Here is a 19214-nt window from a genome sequence, read left to right on the forward strand (position 1 = left end):
CCAGATGTAGGATATGTCTCCAGCCCATTTCTGATTGGGTCCAGTGGCTGAGAAATCCTGATCCAGTAGATTAGGCGCAATATTGAAGCGGTGATTGCTGTCAGTCGTGACTTTATTCTTGCGGGTTGGGACGAGGCCTTGGCAGCTTTCGAGGAAGAATTGACCATGCGGGTGGTCCAGACGGCCTTAGAGATGGGGACCGGCAAGTGGGTCCAGTGTTTTGATCCTGAGACGGGTGAACCCGAGTTGGATGATGACTTCGAGCCGGTTTACCGCTTCGAGACGGCGCGCGTCGATCCCCGTGTCCTGAACAAGCTGCTATCCCTGCGGATGAGTTCTGTGGATGGACCTGCCCAGACCAATGTCCAAATCAACAATTCCACGAGCGTTCAAACCGCGTTGCCCGCCAAGCCCAAGCTGGTTCAGCCCGAAGGGGCTGTACAGAGACCCGTGGTGACCGAAGCGATCTCGGATAAACGACACGACATGATCGACGCCGTAGTCATCCAGGGGACGCCACAGGAGACCGGGGGAACATCTGATGACTGAGCATTCGTCGCAAATCACATTCGTTCGCCCTGGTGGCGTTGCTACCCAAGCCTTCGCCGATGGGGCCGCAACCATGCGCATCTGCTTGGGTTATCTGCATGACCCAGATGATGGGGTGCTTGCTGAAATGAAAGCAAAGCACGATCCTGTGCCATGGCAGTCTGCACAAGTGCGTGACGACGCTATCATGGCGGTTGAGACACGGGCGGACCTGAACCATGATACGCGCGCTCGGTTGCTCGAATGGATTGCTGCAACGCCCTATTTTGAAGACACCTGACGGCCAGAATTTTTACCGATTTCCTTTCCTAAACCGCCATTTTCCGCTATTGCCCAATGAATTGAGCAGATTGACGGATTTGGACGGATGGCTTCTATTTTTGGATCAGTTAGGGGTATCTCCGGTTATTCGGCTAGAGACGTAGAAGCGATGAGTTCTGAGGAACAAGTCGCAATGATGATAGATTGGTTTAACCGTCAATTCGAAGACCCACAGAACGAAACACCACGCGATAACGAAGAAGGTCGATATTTTTATCCCTGGGGCGGGCCCTTTGATGCCAGCGACCAAATCCAAGAAGAGTTCTCGGAAGCTGTAGACTTCGATACCATGATGCTTGCCGTCGATCGTATTCAAAACGATGGGACGTTTGAATGGGCCCCACATTCTGGCGGAGACTTCTACGAACACCCGGAAGACGATCCTGTTGAATTGGGCGAAATCGTCGACGGAGACGGAGAGTGGCCTCCCGCAATTGCGGAACCGGCCCCAGTCCCGCCAGAGCCAGAAGCCCGCGCCGACGTGATCCGCCGACTGAACGAATTGGAGGCAATAGTCCTACCGCTTCTGGATACGTTTGAAGCCGAGTCCCAAGCCCCTCCAATGATGGGTCACAACAATCCACCCGAAGAATTGGACCTCGTTCAGGCTATACCAAGAGAGGAGTGGCTTCGGATCAAAGCTGCGATAGATGAAATCCGTCAGCAAACGACAATTGCGCAACCTGATATTGAAAGCGTTGAACGTAGCAATAATCGCCTGTTTGAACGGAAGTATTTGTGCTGTCATGTCGTTTCTCCTCAATGGCTTGTCATGATTGAGTGTGACGCCGGAATGGGGTGGCGTTAACCGTCAGTTCGGAAGAATGGCTGGGAATCCGCCAGCATTTCGCTCAGGGCCAACGCAGACCGGTCACAATGAAGAGCGAGCACGTCCCAATTTGACACCGGTCTGCGTTGGCACCTCCGGAAAAATCGGTACTTAAGGCTGTGCTTGAAATGCGCCCATCAAGGAAAAATCATTTTAGAACCGAAGCTTATACACCAGACACCTATTGATTAAATATCAGTAGGTGTCTGAAAATACCTGATCGAAGTGACGGACCAAATCAATCTTGTCTCGTCATTAGGCCAAGGTCAAAGAAACGCCAAAGGGCTAGGCTAACGATACTTCTGTGAGGTGACCATGCCTCACTAAGGTAATATATTTTGTCCTCGTTTGAATGATCTATACCGTACAGTTTGGCTACTACCTTGTTTAATGTCACATCTCCTTTTGGGAACACGTCCTTTCGTTTGAGGTAAAACAGCAGGAATATTTCTGAACTCCACTCGCCAAAGCCTTTATTGGACCAAATTTCAGCTTTTGCAGCCTGCGTGTCCATCATGGCCAACTGTTCAAAATACCCGGGGTTGCTGTGCAGTCTTTGAGCCAGCAACTTAAGATACTCAGTCTTTCCCTTTGAGACACCACAAGATCGCAGCAATTCACTATCAGCTTCTAAAATGCGCTGAGCATTTAGATCAGGAATGCAATTTTCGATCCTACCAAAAATTGTATCTGCCGCTTTGCCTGAGAGCTGCTGGTTAACGATAATTCGGCATACACTGCGGTACTCTAGGCTCTGATTTGGTACCGAGATTGGTCCGACTGCATCAAAAAGGGCCTCTAGTCGAGGGTCTGTTTCTGATAGGGTTTTGACTGCATGAGCAATGGTTTCGGCGGTGATCAATAACTCAGTCATGTATTTTCCGAAGCGGATTTTTTAATTCGCCTGTCGCCTTTACACTGCCACCTTGCGAGAAAAATCTAAAGGCATTTGCTCTGCATCAATCTCAGGTAGGTCAGCAACCTGCAAAACGTCGATTGCAGTCATTGCAACCGCCTCAGCGAGACCACATGGAACCGCGTTCCCTATCTGCCGATAGATAGCAGATTTGCCCCCTGCGAAGTCATAGTCCAATGGGAATGAGTGCAGGATACGGGCCTCTTCCAAAGTCAGTCTGCGGATAAAATCTGGGGTGTCGTGCATCCCATACGACTCCCCGCCATCCATTAGATGGGCGTGATAGTCTTCGACCCAGCTCTGACCGTTTCCGAAGAATTGACGTTCATCGATGATGGGTGTTTTGTTTCCACCCATTGATGCGGGGAGTGTCGCACAAGGAACATCTGGGTTGAGCGGACGTCCAAGCCCGTTGAACATCATACCTGCGTACGGGCTTCGGCGCAAAACAGGTCTTTCCGCGATCGTCACCACAGCATTACAGGTCTTAGGGTTTTTCTCGGTCCCTTGAGGACCCAAGTGCCGAATTGCTTCCAAAGTAGACACTTCGGGGCGGAAATAGCGTTTCACCCTCATGTCAAAGTCGATTTTTTCCCCGCCGCGGAAACCTACAAAAAACACCCTATCTCTTGATTGAGGAACCCCAAAGTTTCTCGAATTGAAAATCAAAAGTTCAGTCTGATAGCCAAGCTTATCGGCATATGATCGCAATTCATCCCTGACTTGCTTAAATTTGGTCAATGTGCCGAGAGCTTTGACATTTTCCATAACAAAGCATCGCGGCTGAACCACCTCAACAGCGCGCATATATGATTTAACCAACTGACTGCGTGGATCATCAAGCGCCATTTTCCCAGCTACCGAAAAACCCTGGCAGGGTGGGCCACCGAACAGGCAGTCCACGCCTTTGAATTTCGACAATCCGTCAATGTATTCGTTCACATCGCCTAAAGTGATGTGGTCACCGATACTGCGTCGGTATGTTTCTACCGCAGCTTTATCGAAGTCATTTGCCCACTCGATTCTAAAACCAGCTTTACGAAAACCGACGTCCATTCCACCAGCACCAGAAAACAGCGAAACGGCGGAAAAGCTCTCTTGTGAACGGTCCGTCTGACCCTTAGCTTCCTTGATGTTGGTAATTGTATTCATTTCAGGGCTTTCGATGAACGTAAATGTGGATAGTGGGCGTGCGTCCCAGATATTGAAGGATGCGACCCTTGCGGTGCAAGATAGAGCATATCGTGTACCTCGGGATATGGAAACAAAGATTGAACAAATCATTGGCCATACCCACCTGACCTATAAGTACATCCTACTGACTGGTATGCTTGCCAAAGCCACAAATCCGGAGGCCAATCCGCTTGTGCTACAGGCTGGCGCTCCCTTGGAAGGTGCTTTTGATGCACGTTCGCTGTGTCATGGCGTGGTCGTGCCGTTCGAACAGACTGTTCTGGAAAAGAGGTTGGGCGGGTCAAATGAACCGTTTCTCAACAAGCCTGCGCGCTACACCCACCTCAGCCTAGAAAATGCCGTTCGTCGCGGCAAAGACCGACTAACGCTTGAGAGACTCATTGGTGTCTTTGAATTGGTCAATGAAAATTCCAACGGTGATCAAGCGTTGGTATGCGTGCTATCTTACATTCTGGCCATGGAAAGCCGCGTGGTCACCTTCGACGCAACGCGGGCAGAAAAGTTTGTGAGCAAGGCAAGGCTTCTGAATTTGGTCGGTAACCTTTTGTCTAAGTCCTGTGAAGGCGAAACTTTAGCTCTCAGCGTTGCCTTGCTGTTTGAACTGATGGCAAAGGGCGCAGCTGCGGGGTTAGAAGTCCTTTCGCATCCAGCCAACCAAAGTGGAGCCTCTTCAAAGGAGATAGCCGATGTCGATGTTTTTGAGGCTGACGGGAAAACGCCTCGTCACTGTGCAGAAGCCAAGGACAAGCCTTTCACAAGAGCTGATGTTGATCACGCTGCTGGCAAAGTAGCAGAAGCTGGGCATTCTGGTCTGATCTTTATCTATGGGCCAAACGCTAAGACTTCCGAAGACATGTTTGCTTTGGTGAAGGAATACGAGACAAAAGGCTTTGATCTAACGTTCGTGCAGGCTGACACCTTCGCGGATGGCATCGTAGCGCTGGCACCTAGCGTATCAGCCGCCGAAGTGGTTGAACTTTTGAACAAGCACATTGTTATGACCCGCGCAAAGGAGGTGACCATCAAGCACTGTAAGGAAGTCATTGAAAAGATGTGAGATTCGGCAAAGCGCAGCCTGAAAAGTATTTTCTGTATTTATACTGTACTCGACGAGCGCCACAAACCGAGCGGCCGGTCAATTGGCGTATAAGTTATTGTTTTTATTGGATGAAATGGTGCCCCCACACGGACTCGAACCGCGGACCTACTGATTACAAATCAGTTGCTCTACCAGCTGAGCTATAGGGGCACTGCGGTGCATTTACGGAATTTATCGGGTGGGTTCAAGTCACTTTTTGCAAAAAATGTGCTGATTAACAATTTTGGTATTTCGGTACGTGCGTAGCCTGAGTGGTGTTTCAGAAAGTGATGGTCACCGACAGGATATGCAGAGGGCTCGATACATTTCCTGGACTGAAGCGTTATAAGCCGGGCAAGGTATGCCCGGCTAATGTTTGTTGGTTGTTACTGCACAATCAGTTCCGGTCCCATGAGGGAGTTGGGCAGGTAGGTTGAAATCGCAGGCACATATGTGATCAGGATCAGGAAGACGAACAGCACCGCGAGGAACGGCAGAGCCGCCTTCACGACATTCATCATCGGCATGCCCGCCACGCCTGAGGTCACAAACAGGTTCAGGCCTACAGGCGGGGTGATCATCCCGATTTCCATGTTCACGACCATGATGATACCCAGGTGAATCGGATCAATGCCCAGCTCAATCGCAATCGGGAACACCAGGGGGGCCACGATCACGAGCAGGCCGGAAGGTTCCATAAACTGGCCGCCGATCAGCAGGATCACGTTTACAACCACCAGGAACATCACCGGGCCAAAGCCTGCGGACAACATGGCTTCTGCCACATGTTGCGGGATCTGTTCTTCTGTCAGCACATGTTTCAGGATCAGGGCATTGGCGATGACAAACAGCAGGGTCACGGTCAGTTTACCGGCCTCAAACAATGTCTGGCGTGTGTCTTTGTGGAACAGCGCCGTGATCAGTGCCTGTGGTTTCTTCAGAAGGCTTGATTTTGTGCGGCCCTCGCGTTCAGCCAGCGGCCCCATATCGCGGTAGACAAAACTTGCCACGACAAAGGCGTAGACCGAGGCCACGGCTGCTGCTTCGGTTGGGGTGAACCAGGCCTTTACGTAATACCAGCTGTCTGCATCGGCAGGGATGCCGTAGATACCAAACATGATGATGAAGATCAGGAAAAGGCCCCAGAAGGCGTCCCGAAAGCTTTCACCAATTTCACCCCAGCCTGCAAATTCTCCGGCAGGCATATTCTTGATGCGTGCCATCACATAGATCGCAATCATCAGCATAAGACCCGCAAGGATCCCCGGGAAGACACCGGCAAGGAACATCCGGCCCACCGAAACATCCACAGCAGCCGCATAGACCACCATCACAATGGAAGGCGGGATCAGGATGCCCAGCGTGCCTGCGTTACAGATCACGCCTGCGGCGAATTCTTTGGTGTAACCTGCCTGACGCATGGCTGCGATCACGATGGAACCGATGGCCACAACCGTTGCCGGGGAGGACCCGGACAGGGCGGCAAACATCATACAGGCAAACACACCGGCGATCGCAAGACCACCGCGCAGGTGCCCCACACAGGCGATGGAAAACCGGATGATCCGTTGCGCCACACCGCCCGTCGACATGAAGGTCGAAGCCAGGATGAAGAACGGGATCGCAAGCAGCGTGTAATGGCCCTCAAAGGCCTGAAATAGAGTCTGTGCGATGGAGGATAGGGAGCCTTCTGAAAAGAAGATAAGGAACAGGATGGAGGACATGCCAAGGGACACCGCGATTGGCACCCCGATCAGCATAAAGCCGATCACCATTACAAAAAGCAGAAGGACTTCCATTATTTCGCACTCCCTGCGTCTGTTTCGCCATCCATGGCGGCACCAAGGCGTTCGCGGACTTCTTCGATTTCATCTTCGACTTCATGGCTGGCCACCACGCGGTCAATTTTTCCGGCAAACATGGCCAGAGCGGACTGGATAAAGCGAAAAAGCAGCAGCGCCATGGAAGCAGGTAGCACCATATAGGGGATGAAGCGCGGCAGCTTGTCATAAGGATCGCCGTAGTTCATCGCGCCTTCAAGCCAGCCCAGGAACCAGGGATTGGGAACGTCATTCACGATATACCAGGACCGGTAATCCGTTGGCTTCATTTCCTGAAAACCTGTCGGGAAAACGCGGCCTGTGGTCTGCGGCAGGTTGGCAAAGTTTGCCCAGTAATCCCAGGCACCTTTCAACAGCAGAAAGCTGTAAATAATGCAGATCAGAACCGCCACAAGCCCAAGCGCGCGGCGCTTTTGGCCGTGAACCATATTCACCACCACATCAACACCCAGATGCGCGCCCTTCTTCACAGCGTATGAGGCGCCGATCAGTACAAGCCAGGCAAAGAGGAACACCAGCGTTTCCTTTGCCCAGAGGATATTTCCCCCGCTTTTGCGTACGATTACATTCACAAAGGCCAGCACAGTCATCAGACCCAGAATCAGCGCGATCACGCTTTCCTCGATCCGGTCCATGCGGCTTTCTCCTGGTTTCGGATGCATTTCTGCCCCTCCCGAAAATAAAAAGAAAACGGGCGCAGCCTGTGAAAGACTGCGCCCGCCGTCGTCACATTGAATTAGTTGGCAGCGTTGATGGCCTGTGCGGCATCAATGTTTTCCTGACCAACGTCACCAGCGAACTGGGCCCAGACCGGCATCATGACATCAACCCAGGCCTGACGCTGTTCTGCGGTCAGTTCGCGGATCTCACCGCCTGCATCCAGAACAGACTGGCGCGCTTGTTGGTTCACAGCAAAGGATTCAGCATTCCGTACGTCGGTGACTTCTGCCAGAATGGTCAGGAACTGTACACGAACTTCTGGTTCCAGGCTGTCGAGCCATTCGGTGGAAGTCACAACCAGGTAATCAATAATGCCGTGGTTGGTTTCGGTGATGCCGTCCTGAACCTCAAAGAACTTCTTGCCGAAGATGTTGGACCAGGTGTTTTCCTGACCATCCACAACGCCCTGTTGCAGTGCGCCATATACTTCAGAGAACGCCATTTTCTGCGGGGAACCACCGATGGCTTCCATCTGAGCGACCAGAACGTCAGAAGACTGAACGCGGAACTTCAGGCCGTCTGCATCAGTTGGTTCAATCAGCGGAACATTAGCAGACATCTGCTTCATACCATTGTGCCAGAACGCCAGGCCTTGCAGGCCACGGCGCTGCATGCTGTCCATCATGGACTGACCCGCGTCAGAAGCCTGGAATGCGTCTACGGCTTCGATATCTTCAAACATGAAAGGCAGATCAAAGATGCGGAACTGACGTGTGAAAGCTTCGAATTTGGACAGGGACGGTGCTGCAAGTTGCACATCACCCTGAAGCATGGCTTCGAGAACTTTGTTGTCATCATACAATGTGGAGTTCGGGAAGACCTCCATACAGGCAACACCGTTCATTTCCTCGTTCACGCGCTCTTCCAACAGGCTGGCGGCGATGCCTTTCGGGTGACGGTCAGTGTTGGTCACATGGGCGAACTTAATGACGATTTCGCCCTCGTCGCAGGACGCAAATGCACTTTGGCCTGTCACACTCAGCGCAAGCGCTATGGCTGCTGTAGTAAGGAATTTCATTTGGATCTCCTCCCTGGATATATCCGGTTTCTTCAGGACCGATCTGATTAGCCGGTCTTAATGACGATTGCCCACGCAAGGGCAGACCAAAACAGAATGAGGGGCGGGGGGCGGAAAGCAAGGAAAAGGAGGGTTGAGGTATTTTTCCGTCTTATTGAATTAAATCAGTGACTTGCATTTGCAAATCCCTCACGCCAATTTGTTGGTGGCGAGATTTCACACAGGTAAATGAAAATATGTGCGAAAATCCGCACATGTCTGCCGAAGTTTGTCAGGAAGATTCGATCCTGCGATAGTCTTCTGCCCGGATGTCATACCGCGACAGGCGATCATAGAATGTCTTGCGTGGCAACTTCAGCGCTTTTGCCGCCTCTGAAGCATGGCCGTTGTGCCGTTGCAATGCTTCACGCAATAAAGCGGCCTCTACACGCGCGAGCTGTTCATTTAATCCATCATCAGCTGATGGGCTGCTTTCTGCAACGCCCATCACAAAGCGCATCGCTTCATTCATCAGCGCGCGCGCATTTCCCGGCCAATCCTGGGCCATCAGGCGAGAGGTCATTTCGCTGGTAATTTCAGGTTCCGAAAGGTTGGCCTGCTCTGCAGCCTGGGCCACGTAATGTCGAAACAACACGGGAATATCGTCGGGTCGTTCTTTCAGGGATGGAATGCGCACACGCATCAGATCAAGGCGTAAGACAAGATCCGGGTGAAACCTGCCCTCAGCCACCAGAGCAGAAAGATCCTGATATGTCCCTGCGATCAAACAGGTCGTGCGATCTTGTTCCAGGTGATCCAGAAGCCAGAGCTGCAGATCAGGGGATAGTCCGGCTATTTCATCCAGAAACAAAGTGCCACCCTCTGCGGCGGTAAATGCAGTGCGGATCGTTTCGCGCGAAAGCCCGGCTGCGGCCCGTTTTTCAAACGGTGCCCGTGCGCCACGGGCCAGCAAATGGATTACCTCGGCGACTTTCGCCGTGCCCGAACCGGTTTCACCACAGACCAGCACCTGGGTTCCTGCAGCTGCGGCGACGCGCACTTTGTTGCGCAATGCATCTGCTTTGTCTGAGTGCCCAAACAGCATGCGTGCTGCAGCATCCCCCTGGCGCAGCTGTTGCTTCATCCTCCGGTTTTCCAGGACCATGTCACGGGCGCGTCCGGCCCGATCAATCGTGGTTTTAAGTGTCTCTGTTTCGCAGGGTTTTTCGAGAAATCCGAAGGCACCGCCAGACATGCCCCGCACGGCCATGGGGACATCGCCTTCGCCCGTCAAAAGGATGACCGGAAGGTCAGGATCCTGTTTTCGGGCGTATTCCAGCAGGTGAAAACCGTCTTTCCCCGGCATCCTTATATCGCTGATAACAACACCATCAAAAGACATGCTGATGTAATCTTTGGCAACGATAAAGCTGCCTGCCTGAATCACCTGATAACCCGCGATCTCCAGTGTTTGTGTCAAGGCTTCGCGCAGGGCGGAATCGTCGTCTACCAGCAGGACTGTTGTCATCACAGAGTGTCCTTAACCATGTTGTTGCGCCAGTATTCCAGGTCTACGGTCATCATCGCGCCCCGGATCTGATCGTTTCCTGTCGTGATATTTGCACCACGTATGGCACCACCGAAGCTCTGCACAATACCGTATGAAATAGAAAGGCCCAGTCCCATACCCTCATCGCCACTTTGTCCCACCTCTTTGGTTGAGTAAAACGGATCGAACATCTTTTCGGGTGCCGCAATTCCAGGTCCTGTGTCCCGAACGGTGACCGACAGCTTCCTGCCATTGTTCACCACAATTCGAAGATGGCGTAGTTCGCTTTGTGCCATGGCATCCACGGCATTGGTAATCAGATTCACAAAGACCTGAACCAGCCGCACCTCACCCGCGCAGGCAAGCACCTGATCAGGAGGGGGCTGCCATTGCAGTGTGACATCGTTCTGGCGCAGATGTGCGTCGGTCAGCTCAATCGCCGTTTCTATCGCGGCGGTGACATCCACCTGACGTACAGGTTCAATCTCCTGGCGGGCAAAGGCCCGAAGATTACGAATGATCCGGTCCATGCGTCCGGTCATATCCCCGATTCTGGTCAGGTTTGCGGCGGTTGCATCATGTTGTCCGCGTTCCAGAAAGACATTGGCATTTTCGGCAAAGTTCCTGATGGCCATCAGGGGCTGGTTTAGTTCGTGACTGATCCCGGCGGACATCTGACCCAGGGCGGAAAGCTTTGCTGCCTGAACCAGTTCTGCCTGGGCTTTTTGCAATCTTTCATTTGATTCTGTCAGTGCGCGGGTGCGCCGATCCACCCGGCCCTCCAGCCAGGAATTCGCCATGGCCAGGGCGCGGCGGCGTTCGGTGGCCAGAAATAACAGGGCACCGAACGCAAGGCACAGGGCCGCGGTCGCAAGCCCTTGCAGGATTGCCAGACGTTCGGCGGGGGTTGTGTCAATCAGGGCTTCGCCTGTCAGGCCGATCACGGGCAGGGGGCGGGTGACATAAAGAGCATGCCAGGGAAGATAGCGACCGGCATCCAGGATCCAGATTTCCTGGCCTGCAACTGAAAGGGAGTAACTGGCCGCGAAGTTGGTTGCCTGGTCTGGCTGCTGGGTTGCCAGGTGGGGGCGTTTGCGAAACAAAAGCTCTGATCTGTTTGAGACAAAAATCAGCCCGTTCCGATCAGAAAAGAAAATGGCTTCGGGTCCGCCACGCCAGTCACTTTCTTCCACGGCTTCCATGTCAATTCTGACAATAACGGTGCCGGTGACATTCTGATCAGAGAAGATCGGTGCGAAGAAAGAAAATGCCCTGTGCGGTTCTGCCTGCAAGGTGCTTGCAGGCAAGATTGCATGTTCCTGCCCTAATGCACCATGCAGCGCACGTTGAAAGGCCGATGAACCTGCGATCAGATTTCCGGCTTCACCGGGGTCTGATGAGACAATAATTTCTCCGGTTACATTGGCGTAGCTGATCGAAAGTGCCCCGCTTTGATCAGCAGTATGCTGCAGCAGATCCCGTATGTGCGTTGCGTCATTTTCCAGTCCGGACGGATTGCTTAAAGCCGGGTGATCCGCCAGTTGCACAGCCACCTGGCGATACCGGTGCAGTTGGCCAACCAGCCGCTCGGATGCGCTTTCCAGATCGGCATTGCCGCGTTCAGCCAGTGGGCCAAGAGCTGATACAAGCGCGAACCAGGCGACGGCCAGCGACAACACTGTGACAGCACAGAGAAAAAGGCAGATGATCAGAAGGCGTCGGGTCATTGCAGGCCAGAATTAAGGAGGCCTTATCCTGCACAGAGGGATGCGGAATGGCAAGAGAGCTCCCCCGGGTCTTCCCGATGGGTTTACAGCTTTCGGGCAAAGATTGGTTGTTCCTTAAACTCGGAAAATACCAATTCAGCATATATCTGCTCGGCAGGTTTTTTACCGTGGGGTGGCTGGTCCCTAAGTTGCGCAGGCAGGAATGCCCAGACGGATCAGTTCGGTGCCTCGAATTGAATAGTATCCGCCTTGTCGCAGCCGTCCTTCCCGCATGTACCAGGTTTTCAGAGGCTCCGGATAGTGACGCGCCACTTCTCTGGACCAGTATTCAAAATCTGAAGCTGCAAGGCGCTGCTGACCTTGCTGTGGTGCATGAAAGCCAAGCCGTGTGTTCTGCGTGACACATGTGTTTCGTAAGGCAAGATACATTGTACAGGCCGACAGGCATTCACCCTCAATCTGCACGCGCTGTCCGGTCCGTTCTAGATGCGCAATTTCATCGCTGCGTTCAGATATCAAACCACCGTGGTCATTTTGCACAATCAGAATCTGTTCCACATGTGCCTGCCCCCCGGAAGCTGCAATCAGCGCCAGGATCAGCAGAAGACAGATCAGCACGACACCCCGGATCTGAAACACACTATACCCGCGCCGCAGTCCGGGAATTTTTGTCACAGGACTTCCCATCGTTCACTCCATTTTGATTTTCACCCGTGGAGAGTTCAGCAAAACCTGCCTGCGATCCGGTTAACAGAACGGAGGTTTATCGGGGCTATTTGCGCGGCATTTTTACAAAATCTGCGCGAAAAGGCGCAAATCCTTGCTCTGCCGGCGCAGATTTATGTCTTCCCCCCTTGAAATGCACTGGAAAGGCGGTCATTTAACAGGCGCCCGCGTTGTGACGGGTGTTTAAGAATGGAGTCATCATGGCCAAGGAAGAACTGCTCGAATTTCCCGGTGTTGTAACGGAACTCCTGCCGAACGCGACATTCCGGGTCGAGCTTGAGAACGGCCATGAGATCATCGCGCATACGGCAGGTAAAATGCGCAAGAACCGCATCCGCGTTCTGGCAGGCGATAAGGTACAGGTCGAAATGACCCCTTATGACCTGACCAAGGGTCGCATTAACTACCGCTTCAAGTAAGCAGATGAAACTGATCCTCGGATCTGCAAGTCCGCGCCGCAGGGAACTGCTGGCGCAGATTGGCGTGGTGCCGGATGATATCCGCCCGGCCGATATTGACGAAACACCCCTGAAGGGTGAATTGCCCCGCCCCTATGCCCAACGCCTTGCGCGCGAGAAAGCCGAAGCGCTGGATCTTGCCGCAGATGAGGCCGTGCTTTCTGCTGATACGATCGTGGCGCTCGGCCGCCGTATCCTGGGTAAGCCTGCGGATGCGGATCAGGCGCGTGATTACCTGCGTATGCTGTCAGGCCGCCGTCATTCTGTGACCACGGCTGTTGCCCTGCGCACGAATGACCGGATCTGGCAAAAAGCCAGCACCACTGCCCTGCGCATGAAACGCCTGTCTGATGCTGATATCGAAGCCTATATCGCCACCGGTGAATGGGAAGGCAAAGCAGGTGCATATGGTATTCAGGGCTATGCGGGACAGTTTATCCCCTGGATCAACGGATCATATACCGGGGTGGTTGGTCTGCCCCTGACGGAAACTGCCGGGATGCTGACTGCGGCCGGATTGCTGGTAAAGGAAAAGGCATGAAGGGGCGTATCGCTGTTCTCGGGCATCTGAAAGATCAGACTGCAAGTGCATTGATCGAAGACGGGCAACTGGTGGATCTTCTCATCGATGCACCTGGCGAAGCCCCTGTGCCGGGTTCGATCTATCGTGCGATCACAGAACGGCCTGTCAAAGGCCAGGGCGGGATCTTTCTGCGTCTGCCAGGGGGCGAAAAGGCCTATCTGCGTCAGGCAAAAGGCCTTGCCCCCGGCGAAGCCCTGCTGGTGATGGTCACGGGATTTGGCGAGGATGGAAAAGCCACGCCCGTCACACCGAAAGTGCTGTTCAAAAGCAAATACGCCATTGTGACACCCGACGCCCCGGGTCTGAATATCTCACGGTCGATCCGTGACGACGATCTGCGCGACGAATTGATGGTTATTGCACATGAGGAAATGGAAGGCTCTGAAGCCGGGCTGATCCTGCGTTCCGCCTGTGCCACGGCCTCTGCCGTAGATATCGCAGAAGATATTGCCGCGATGCGTGCCCTTGCAGATCAGATCGCAACGGACGCAGAAGGGGCTGAACCTGAACTGTTGATGGAAGGTCCCAATGCCCACCATATGGCCTGGCGCGAATGGGATGTGGATGAAGTTGCGACTGATGACGCGGCCTTTGACAATCACCAGGTTCTGGATCTGATCGAAACATTCACGCGCGCTTATGCACCATTGCCGGGCGGCGGGCATCTGTTCATTGAACCCACCCGCGCCCTGATTGCAGTGGATGTGAACACCGGTAAAGATATGTCCCTTGCGGCAGGTCTGAAGGCGAACCTTGCTATGGCAAAAGACCTGCCCCGTCAGCTGCGCATTCGCGGCCTTGGTGGTCAGATCACATTGGATCTGGCCCCGATGCCGAAAAAAGATCGTAAGATGTTTGAGCAAAGCCTGCGGGCGCAATTGCGCAAAGATGCCGTGGATACAGTTCTGGCCGGCTGGACGCCGCTCGGCTGTTATGAACTACAGCGCAAGCGTGAACGTCTGCCTTTGAAGCTGCTTTTGCCCGCAGGTGTTCTGTAATGGCACAATCCTGCGCGATCTGTGAGAAAGATCAGGACGCGAAATACCGGCCTTTTTGTTCTAAGCGTTGCGCAGATATTGATCTGGGGCGCTGGTTTGACGGCACATATACCATGGCCGAAGACGAGACATCCGGGGATGATGTCAGCCTTGATGACACGCCAGGACCCGCAGAACATTAAGGCTTTGCGGTTGAGGGAACAGGGGGGCCAAAGCGTTCGATCAGTTTCGCACTGATCTGATCCCGTGCCTGCCTGTAGGATGCCAGCTTGGCCTCGCGTGTTTCGCCCAATCCTGTTGGATCGAGAATGGGCCAGTATTCGACCTCAAGGTGGAAAAAACGGGTCAGCTCCAGCGCGCGGCGCTGGCTGGCGGGCGACAGGGCAATCACCAGATCAAAGCCAGACAGATCATCACCCCATTGCTCCATCTCGTCAAAGCTGCGGGATTTATGGCGGGACAGTTCCACATCCATTTCCTGACAGACAGCGATGGAAAACCCGTCAATTTCCAGGTCGTTTTTCACACCTGCGGATTGCACATAGGTATCAAACCCATAGTACTTTTTCATCAATCCTTCCGCCATGGGGGAACGCACGGCGTTGTAATCGCAACAAAATAACACTGATCCCGGAAGGTCCTGCACCACGTATCAGCCTCCGAAATGCAGAACGCAGATCAGGGTGAACAGGCGGCGGGCGGTATCAAGGTCGATATCCGCTTTCCCTTCAAGGCGTTCCTGCAACACGCGGGCACCTTCATTGTGGATGCCGCGACGGGCCATATCGATGGCCTCAATCTTGCTGGGGGGCAGTTTCTTGACTGCGTCGAAATAGTTCTCACAGACCTGGAAGTAATCCTTTACCACTTGGCGGAATGGGCCAAGTGACAGGTGGAACGCGCCAACAGAAGTTTCGTCTTCCTGCGCGATTTCAAAGACCAGGCGGCGTTCACGGATGGCCAGAAGCATCCGGTACGGGCCAGCTGGCACGTCGCGGTCCTCGCGGTTCGGCAGGGTGAAGCTGTTGTCTTCAAGCAGGTCAAAAATAGCGACCTTGCGTTCCTGTTCGATCTCAGGTGTCGGCGCGGGCAGGCCTGCGTCGTCGATCTCAATGTGGCAGATTCGATTTGTCATAACTCAGTCACTGTTCAATTGTTTCAGGCGCAATGCAACAGAAAGCCCGTGGGCCTCAAGGCTTTCGCTGGTGGCAAGGGTGACGGCGGCAGGGCCGATGGCTTTCAGCGCGGCGGGCGACATTTTGGAAAGTGTCGTGCGTTTCATGAAGTCCAGCACTGAAAGGCCAGAGCTGAACCGGGCAGAACGCGCGGTGGGCAACACGTGGTTTGGCCCGCCGATATAATCGCCAATGGCTTCTGGTGTGAAACGGCCAAGGAAAATTGCACCGGCGTGGTTGATTTTTTCTGCCAGCGCATCGGGATCATCGACACAAAGTTCCAGATGTTCCGGGGCCACACGATCGGACAGGGCGGCGGCTTCATCCAGATCACGGACCACAATCACAGCCCCGTAGTCGTGCCAGCTTGGTGCGGCAATCTCACGGCGTTCCAGTGTTTCAAGGCGCTTATCCACGGCCTCAGACACGGCCTGACCAAAAGCGGCATCATCGGTGATCAGGATGGATTGTGCGCTTTCGTCATGTTCCGCCTGGCTCAGCAGATCTACAGCGATCCAATCCGGATCATTGTCTTTATCCGCGATCACCAGGATTTCACTGGGGCCTGCGATCATATCGATACCGACTTTGCCGAACACACGGCGCTTTGCGGCGGCAACAAAAGCATTGCCCGGGCCGGTAATCTTATCAACAGGCGTAATAGTATCGGTTCCATAAGCGAGCGCGGCAATGGCCTGCGCGCCACCAATACGGGCGATGTTGTCGACGCCAGACAGTTGCGCCGCAAGGATCACCAGAGGGTTCACAATGCCATTAGGTGTTGGCACGGTGATCGTCAGATTTTTCACGCCAGCGACTTTGGCCGGGATTGCGTTCATCAGAACCGATGATGGATAGCTTGCCAGTCCGCCGGGCACATAAAGCCCCGCAGAATCGACAGCCCCCCAGCGCCAGCCAAGGGTTGCACCCGTTTCGTCTGTCCAGCTTTCGTCTTGTGGCAGCTGACGCGCGTGATACGCGCGGATGCGTTCCGCTGCCAGTTCCAGTGCGGTACGATCAGTTTCATTCACCTTTGCGCATTCAGCTTTGATCTCGGTCTCGGAAAACAAGATCTGATCCGCCGTCAATTCCATCCGGTCAAACTTCGACGTCAGTTCCAGCACCGCCGCATCCCCGCGCGTACGCACGTTGGCAATAATATCGCGCACCACATCATCAACTTCTGGCGAATCTTCGCGCTTGGTGGTCAGGAAAGCGGCAAAGCGGCTTTCGAAATCAGGATCGGAGGAATTCAGAAAGATCGGCATAGCAGGTGTCCGCAAAGAAAGATTGCCTGTCCATAACGCGCGCGCGCCGTTGTCTCAAGGGGCAGGGGGCCGCAGCATATAAATACCCGGTGCATTGTCGGTGGCGCAGAAGCATTTTGCATCATCCGGCGCAGGGGCTGTGATGAAGCCAAGGCGTTCATAGGCGCGGATCGCCGGGGTGTTATCTGCGCGCACCAGAAGTTCGGCATGTTTGCCCGTGGGAATGCAATGTTCGATTAGTTTGTCTGCAATTCCCTGCCCGCGATGCGCAGGATGCACCCAGATACTGAAGAGGCGCAGAAAACCTGCTGGGCGTGGGGCGGCAACAGGGTGACAGGCGGCAATCGCAACGGGATTGTCTTTGTCAAAGGCTGCAAGGACTGTGTTGCGCTGCAGAGAGGCCTGCAAATCCGCATCATCGCGCTCGTCAAATTCTGCCAGCGGTTCGTCAAATTGCGCGGGTGCATCCACAAGGGCAGCCCGGCGCACGGCGCGCCAAAGCAAATGATCCGCCGTGGTCAGGCGGCGGATCGAATGATTATGCGTCATGTCCGGGCGCTTGTTTAGAAGGCGCGACATAGGGGCGGGTGACATCTTTGAGCGAGATATTCACCGCTTCGACATTCAGGGCAATTGCCCCGTCACCGGACAGGGTCAGCGTCAGGCGGCCCATGCCGTCTTCGCCTGCTTCAAATTCCACGGCCATCAGGGAATAGACCGTGTCTTCATCGCGCGACACGCCCTGGGTCTGTACGCCCAGCACGTCTTCCACCATCAGGACAGACTGCACCCGTTCAAAGTCACGACCACGACGTTCTGCGGCGGTCTTGTCTTCCCAGCGAAAGCGGTTCAATAGGATCGCAAAACGGCGTTCCCCCTTGAGGAATGACATCTCATTGCCCGGGAAAACCGCATCCTGCGTCAGGGCGGACATGACTTTCAGATCATCCGCATCCGCTGCCATCAGGCGCAGGGGTTGTTCTGCGCCATCTTCAAAACTTGCGTCCATCATTCGTCTTTGATCCTTTCAATCTGTGCGCCAACGCCAGAGAATTTACGCACAACCTGTTCATAACCGCGATCCAGATGGTACACACGGCTGACACGGGTTTCGCCTTCTGCAGCCAGACCTGCCAGGATCAGCGAAACTGACGCACGCAGATCTGTCGCCATCACAGGCGCACCTTTCAGACGGTTCACACCATGCACCGTAGCAGTACCACCGTTCACTTCGATATTTGCACCCATACGGATCAGTTCCGGGGCATGCATAAAGCGGTTCTCAAAGATTTTCTCTTCCAGAACGGATGTACCATCTGCTGTACAAAGCAGTGCCATCATCTGTGCTTGCAAATCGGTCGGGAAACCGGGGAAAGGTTCGGTCACCACATCAACGGCGGACAGGCGGCCATTTTTGCGCGCAACTTTCAGGCCGCGTTCTGTTTCGGTCACGGAAATCCCCGCCGCATCCAGCTTTTCACAGAAAGCTTCGATCAGATTGATACGGCCGCCCAGCAGTTCAACCTCACCACCGGCAATCGCCGGGGCCAGCATGTAGGTGCCAAGTTCGATCCGGTCGGTTACAACCGGATGTGTTGCGCCGTGCAGACGGTCCACGCCCTGAATGGTGATCGACGGGCTGCCATCGCCTTCAATCTGAGCACCCATTTTGCGCAGGCAATCGGCCAGGTCGACAATTTCAGGTTCACGGGCGGCGTTATTGATAACAGTTGTGCCTTTCGCCAGGGTCGCTGCCATCATGATGTTTTCTGTCGCGCCAACAGAGGCAAATGGGAAGTCAATCACAGCGCCCTTCAGGCCGCCCATTGGGGCTTTGGCGTGCAAGTAGCCGTCTTTCAGTTCAATCGTCGCACCCATGGCTTCCAGGCCGTTGGTGTGAATGTCCATCGGGCGTGCGCCAATTGCGCAACCGCCGGGCAGGGACACTACAGCCTGACCTTCACGCGCCAGCAGCGGACCAAGGACCAGGTTTGAGGCACGCATTTTGCGCACAATGTCATATTCTGCCACATGATTGATCGCACCGTGGCAGGACATAGCCTGAACCTGACCGTCCTGCATGGATGTCACTTCTGCGCCCAGTGATTCCAGCAGCTGGGTCATCGTTTTGATGTCTGACAGACGCGGGGCATTTGTCAGTGTCAGGGGCTCTTCACTCAGCAATGTTGCCGGCATCAGGGTCAGGCAGGCGTTTTTCGCACCCGCAATCGGAATCACCCCGGACAGTTCTTTGCCACCATTTACAATTATTGAATCCATATCAC

22 protein-coding genes, 1 tRNA gene and 1 pseudogene are annotated in these 19214 nt (G+C 54.1%); 8 read left to right on the forward strand and 16 right to left on the reverse strand.

Annotated features, from left to right (window positions below):
* A pseudogene (locus H1D41_RS16235) lies at positions 1-132 on the reverse strand (IS3 family transposase); the annotation flags it as partial.
* Positions 133-138: 6 nt separating this feature from the next.
* Between H1D41_RS16235 and H1D41_RS16240 the strand changes: the two are divergent.
* From H1D41_RS16240 to H1D41_RS16250, 3 genes are all read left to right on the forward strand, one after another.
* Positions 139-549, forward strand: coding sequence for a hypothetical protein (locus H1D41_RS16240; protein WP_228849908.1), 411 nt, complete (start codon positions 139-141; stop codon positions 547-549).
* Positions 542-829, forward strand: coding sequence for a hypothetical protein (locus H1D41_RS16245; protein WP_228849909.1), 288 nt, complete (start codon positions 542-544; stop codon positions 827-829). Before H1D41_RS16240 ends, H1D41_RS16245 begins: the two co-directional genes overlap by 8 nt.
* Positions 830-916: 87 nt before the next feature.
* The gene (locus tag H1D41_RS16250; protein WP_228849910.1) at positions 917-1678 is read left to right on the forward strand and encodes a hypothetical protein; all 762 of its coding nucleotides are present in this window, start codon (positions 917-919) and stop codon (positions 1676-1678) included.
* Positions 1679-1937: 259 nt separating this feature from the next.
* On the opposite strand, the gene H1D41_RS16255 is transcribed toward H1D41_RS16250, so the two are convergent.
* Complete coding sequence (locus H1D41_RS16255; protein ID WP_228849911.1) at positions 1938-2573, reverse strand: DNA-3-methyladenine glycosylase family protein; 636 nt, start codon at positions 2571-2573, stop codon at positions 1938-1940.
* A 39-nt stretch (positions 2574-2612) separates the two neighbouring features.
* A complete protein-coding gene (locus H1D41_RS16260) occupies positions 2613-3767 on the reverse strand; it encodes a DNA cytosine methyltransferase (protein WP_228849912.1) in 1155 nt (384 codons plus the stop codon).
* A gap of 13 nt (positions 3768-3780) precedes the next feature.
* On the opposite strand from H1D41_RS16260, the gene H1D41_RS16265 reads away from it, so the two are divergent.
* Positions 3781-4866, forward strand: a complete 1086-nt coding sequence (locus tag H1D41_RS16265) for a restriction endonuclease, SacI family (protein ID WP_228849913.1) — start codon at positions 3781-3783, stop codon at positions 4864-4866.
* 116 nt (positions 4867-4982) lie between these two features.
* Here the strand turns inward: H1D41_RS16265 and H1D41_RS16270 are convergent.
* From H1D41_RS16270 to H1D41_RS16300, 7 genes are all read right to left on the reverse strand, one after another.
* A tRNA-Thr gene (locus H1D41_RS16270) sits at positions 4983-5058 on the reverse strand.
* A gap of 215 nt (positions 5059-5273) precedes the next feature.
* Positions 5274-6686: a TRAP transporter large permease gene (locus H1D41_RS16275; protein WP_228849914.1), complete on the reverse strand. Its 1413-nt coding sequence runs from the start codon at positions 6684-6686 to the stop codon at positions 5274-5276.
* Positions 6686-7363 carry a TRAP transporter small permease gene (locus H1D41_RS16280; RefSeq protein WP_228849915.1) on the reverse strand — a complete coding sequence of 226 codons (678 nt, stop codon included), beginning with the start codon at positions 7361-7363 and terminating at the stop codon, positions 6686-6688. The genes H1D41_RS16275 and H1D41_RS16280 overlap by 1 nt, the downstream gene beginning before the upstream one ends.
* A gap of 101 nt (positions 7364-7464) precedes the next feature.
* Positions 7465-8466, reverse strand: a complete 1002-nt coding sequence (locus H1D41_RS16285; RefSeq protein ID WP_228849916.1) for a DctP family TRAP transporter solute-binding subunit — start codon at positions 8464-8466, stop codon at positions 7465-7467.
* A 271-nt stretch (positions 8467-8737) separates the two neighbouring features.
* Positions 8738-9976 carry a sigma-54-dependent transcriptional regulator gene (locus tag H1D41_RS16290; protein WP_228849917.1) on the reverse strand — a complete coding sequence of 413 codons (1239 nt, stop codon included), beginning with the start codon at positions 9974-9976 and terminating at the stop codon, positions 8738-8740.
* The gene (locus tag H1D41_RS16295) at positions 9973-11721 is read right to left on the reverse strand and encodes a sensor histidine kinase (protein ID WP_228849918.1); all 1749 of its coding nucleotides are present in this window, start codon (positions 11719-11721) and stop codon (positions 9973-9975) included. Before H1D41_RS16295 ends, H1D41_RS16290 begins: the two co-directional genes overlap by 4 nt.
* 183 nt (positions 11722-11904) lie before the next feature.
* Complete coding sequence (locus H1D41_RS16300) at positions 11905-12396, reverse strand: hypothetical protein (RefSeq protein WP_228849919.1); 492 nt, start codon at positions 12394-12396, stop codon at positions 11905-11907.
* A gap of 251 nt (positions 12397-12647) precedes the next feature.
* Here H1D41_RS16300 and infA point away from each other — a divergent pair, with 251 nt between their 5' ends.
* From infA to H1D41_RS16320, 4 genes are read left to right on the forward strand one after another with little or no spacing between them, the layout of a single operon-like run.
* Positions 12648-12866, forward strand: a complete 219-nt coding sequence (gene infA / locus H1D41_RS16305) for a translation initiation factor IF-1 (protein ID WP_107495332.1) — start codon at positions 12648-12650, stop codon at positions 12864-12866.
* Positions 12867-12870: 4 nt separating this feature from the next.
* A complete protein-coding gene (locus H1D41_RS16310; RefSeq protein ID WP_228849920.1) occupies positions 12871-13446 on the forward strand; it encodes a Maf family protein in 576 nt (191 codons plus the stop codon).
* Positions 13443-14486, forward strand: coding sequence for a ribonuclease E/G (locus H1D41_RS16315; RefSeq protein ID WP_228849921.1), 1044 nt, complete (start codon positions 13443-13445; stop codon positions 14484-14486). The genes H1D41_RS16310 and H1D41_RS16315 overlap by 4 nt, the downstream gene beginning before the upstream one ends.
* Complete coding sequence (locus H1D41_RS16320; protein WP_107495335.1) at positions 14486-14668, forward strand: DNA gyrase inhibitor YacG; 183 nt, start codon at positions 14486-14488, stop codon at positions 14666-14668. Before H1D41_RS16315 ends, H1D41_RS16320 begins: the two co-directional genes overlap by 1 nt.
* Here the strand turns inward: H1D41_RS16320 and H1D41_RS16325 are convergent.
* Genes H1D41_RS16325 through murA form a run of 6 tightly spaced genes read right to left on the reverse strand, consistent with a single transcriptional unit; the run spans position 14665 to position 19209 of the window.
* The gene (locus H1D41_RS16325; RefSeq protein WP_228849972.1) at positions 14665-15132 is read right to left on the reverse strand and encodes an arsenate-mycothiol transferase ArsC; all 468 of its coding nucleotides are present in this window, start codon (positions 15130-15132) and stop codon (positions 14665-14667) included. The genes H1D41_RS16320 and H1D41_RS16325 overlap by 4 nt on opposite strands.
* Before the next feature lie 6 nt (positions 15133-15138).
* Entirely contained in the window at positions 15139-15621 is a 483-nt protein-coding gene (locus tag H1D41_RS16330; protein ID WP_228849922.1) for a UPF0262 family protein, read from the reverse strand.
* 3 nt (positions 15622-15624) lie between these two features.
* On the reverse strand, positions 15625-16929 hold the full coding sequence (hisD, locus tag H1D41_RS16335; RefSeq protein WP_228849923.1) for a histidinol dehydrogenase: 1305 nt from the start codon (positions 16927-16929) through the stop codon (positions 15625-15627).
* A 54-nt stretch (positions 16930-16983) separates the two neighbouring features.
* On the reverse strand, positions 16984-17478 hold the full coding sequence (locus tag H1D41_RS16340; protein WP_228849924.1) for a GNAT family N-acetyltransferase: 495 nt from the start codon (positions 17476-17478) through the stop codon (positions 16984-16986).
* On the reverse strand, positions 17468-17941 hold the full coding sequence (locus H1D41_RS16345; RefSeq protein ID WP_228849925.1) for a DUF2948 family protein: 474 nt from the start codon (positions 17939-17941) through the stop codon (positions 17468-17470). Before H1D41_RS16345 ends, H1D41_RS16340 begins: the two co-directional genes overlap by 11 nt.
* Entirely contained in the window at positions 17938-19209 is a 1272-nt protein-coding gene (gene murA / locus H1D41_RS16350; RefSeq protein ID WP_228849926.1) for a UDP-N-acetylglucosamine 1-carboxyvinyltransferase, read from the reverse strand. The genes H1D41_RS16345 and murA overlap by 4 nt, the downstream gene beginning before the upstream one ends.
* Between the last annotated feature and the right edge of the window lie 5 nt (positions 19210-19214).

Origin of the sequence: Halocynthiibacter styelae, assembly GCF_016123485.1 — a bacterium.
In the GTDB taxonomy this organism is placed as follows: Bacteria; Pseudomonadota; Alphaproteobacteria; order Rhodobacterales; family Rhodobacteraceae; genus Halocynthiibacter; species Halocynthiibacter styelae.

Excerpts from the sequence above, each read along its gene's own strand:
- H1D41_RS16330 (WP_228849922.1), bottom strand. The coding sequence starts at position 15,621 with ATGACAAATCGAATCTGCCACATTGAGATCGACGACGCAGGCCTGCCC.
- H1D41_RS16320 (WP_107495335.1), top strand. The coding sequence starts at position 14,486 with ATGGCACAATCCTGCGCGATCTGTGAGAAAGATCAGGACGCGAAATAC.
- H1D41_RS16285 (WP_228849916.1), bottom strand. The coding sequence starts at position 8,466 with ATGAAATTCCTTACTACAGCAGCCATAGCGCTTGCGCTGAGTGTGACA.
- H1D41_RS16250 (WP_228849910.1), top strand. The coding sequence starts at position 917 with ATGGCTTCTATTTTTGGATCAGTTAGGGGTATCTCCGGTTATTCGGCT.
- H1D41_RS16310 (WP_228849920.1), top strand. The coding sequence starts at position 12,871 with ATGAAACTGATCCTCGGATCTGCAAGTCCGCGCCGCAGGGAACTGCTG.
- H1D41_RS16280 (WP_228849915.1), bottom strand. The coding sequence starts at position 7,363 with ATGGACCGGATCGAGGAAAGCGTGATCGCGCTGATTCTGGGTCTGATG.
- H1D41_RS16345 (WP_228849925.1), bottom strand. The coding sequence starts at position 17,941 with ATGATGGACGCAAGTTTTGAAGATGGCGCAGAACAACCCCTGCGCCTG.
- H1D41_RS16255 (WP_228849911.1), bottom strand. The coding sequence starts at position 2,573 with ATGACTGAGTTATTGATCACCGCCGAAACCATTGCTCATGCAGTCAAA.
- H1D41_RS16315 (WP_228849921.1), top strand. The coding sequence starts at position 13,443 with ATGAAGGGGCGTATCGCTGTTCTCGGGCATCTGAAAGATCAGACTGCA.
- infA (WP_107495332.1), top strand. The coding sequence starts at position 12,648 with ATGGCCAAGGAAGAACTGCTCGAATTTCCCGGTGTTGTAACGGAACTC.
- H1D41_RS16275 (WP_228849914.1), bottom strand. The coding sequence starts at position 6,686 with ATGGAAGTCCTTCTGCTTTTTGTAATGGTGATCGGCTTTATGCTGATC.
- H1D41_RS16340 (WP_228849924.1), bottom strand. The coding sequence starts at position 17,478 with ATGACGCATAATCATTCGATCCGCCGCCTGACCACGGCGGATCATTTG.
- hisD (WP_228849923.1), bottom strand. The coding sequence starts at position 16,929 with ATGCCGATCTTTCTGAATTCCTCCGATCCTGATTTCGAAAGCCGCTTT.
- H1D41_RS16260 (WP_228849912.1), bottom strand. The coding sequence starts at position 3,767 with ATGAATACAATTACCAACATCAAGGAAGCTAAGGGTCAGACGGACCGT.
- H1D41_RS16265 (WP_228849913.1), top strand. The coding sequence starts at position 3,781 with ATGAACGTAAATGTGGATAGTGGGCGTGCGTCCCAGATATTGAAGGAT.
- H1D41_RS16295 (WP_228849918.1), bottom strand. The coding sequence starts at position 11,721 with ATGACCCGACGCCTTCTGATCATCTGCCTTTTTCTCTGTGCTGTCACA.
- murA (WP_228849926.1), bottom strand. The coding sequence starts at position 19,209 with ATGGATTCAATAATTGTAAATGGTGGCAAAGAACTGTCCGGGGTGATT.
- H1D41_RS16245 (WP_228849909.1), top strand. The coding sequence starts at position 542 with ATGACTGAGCATTCGTCGCAAATCACATTCGTTCGCCCTGGTGGCGTT.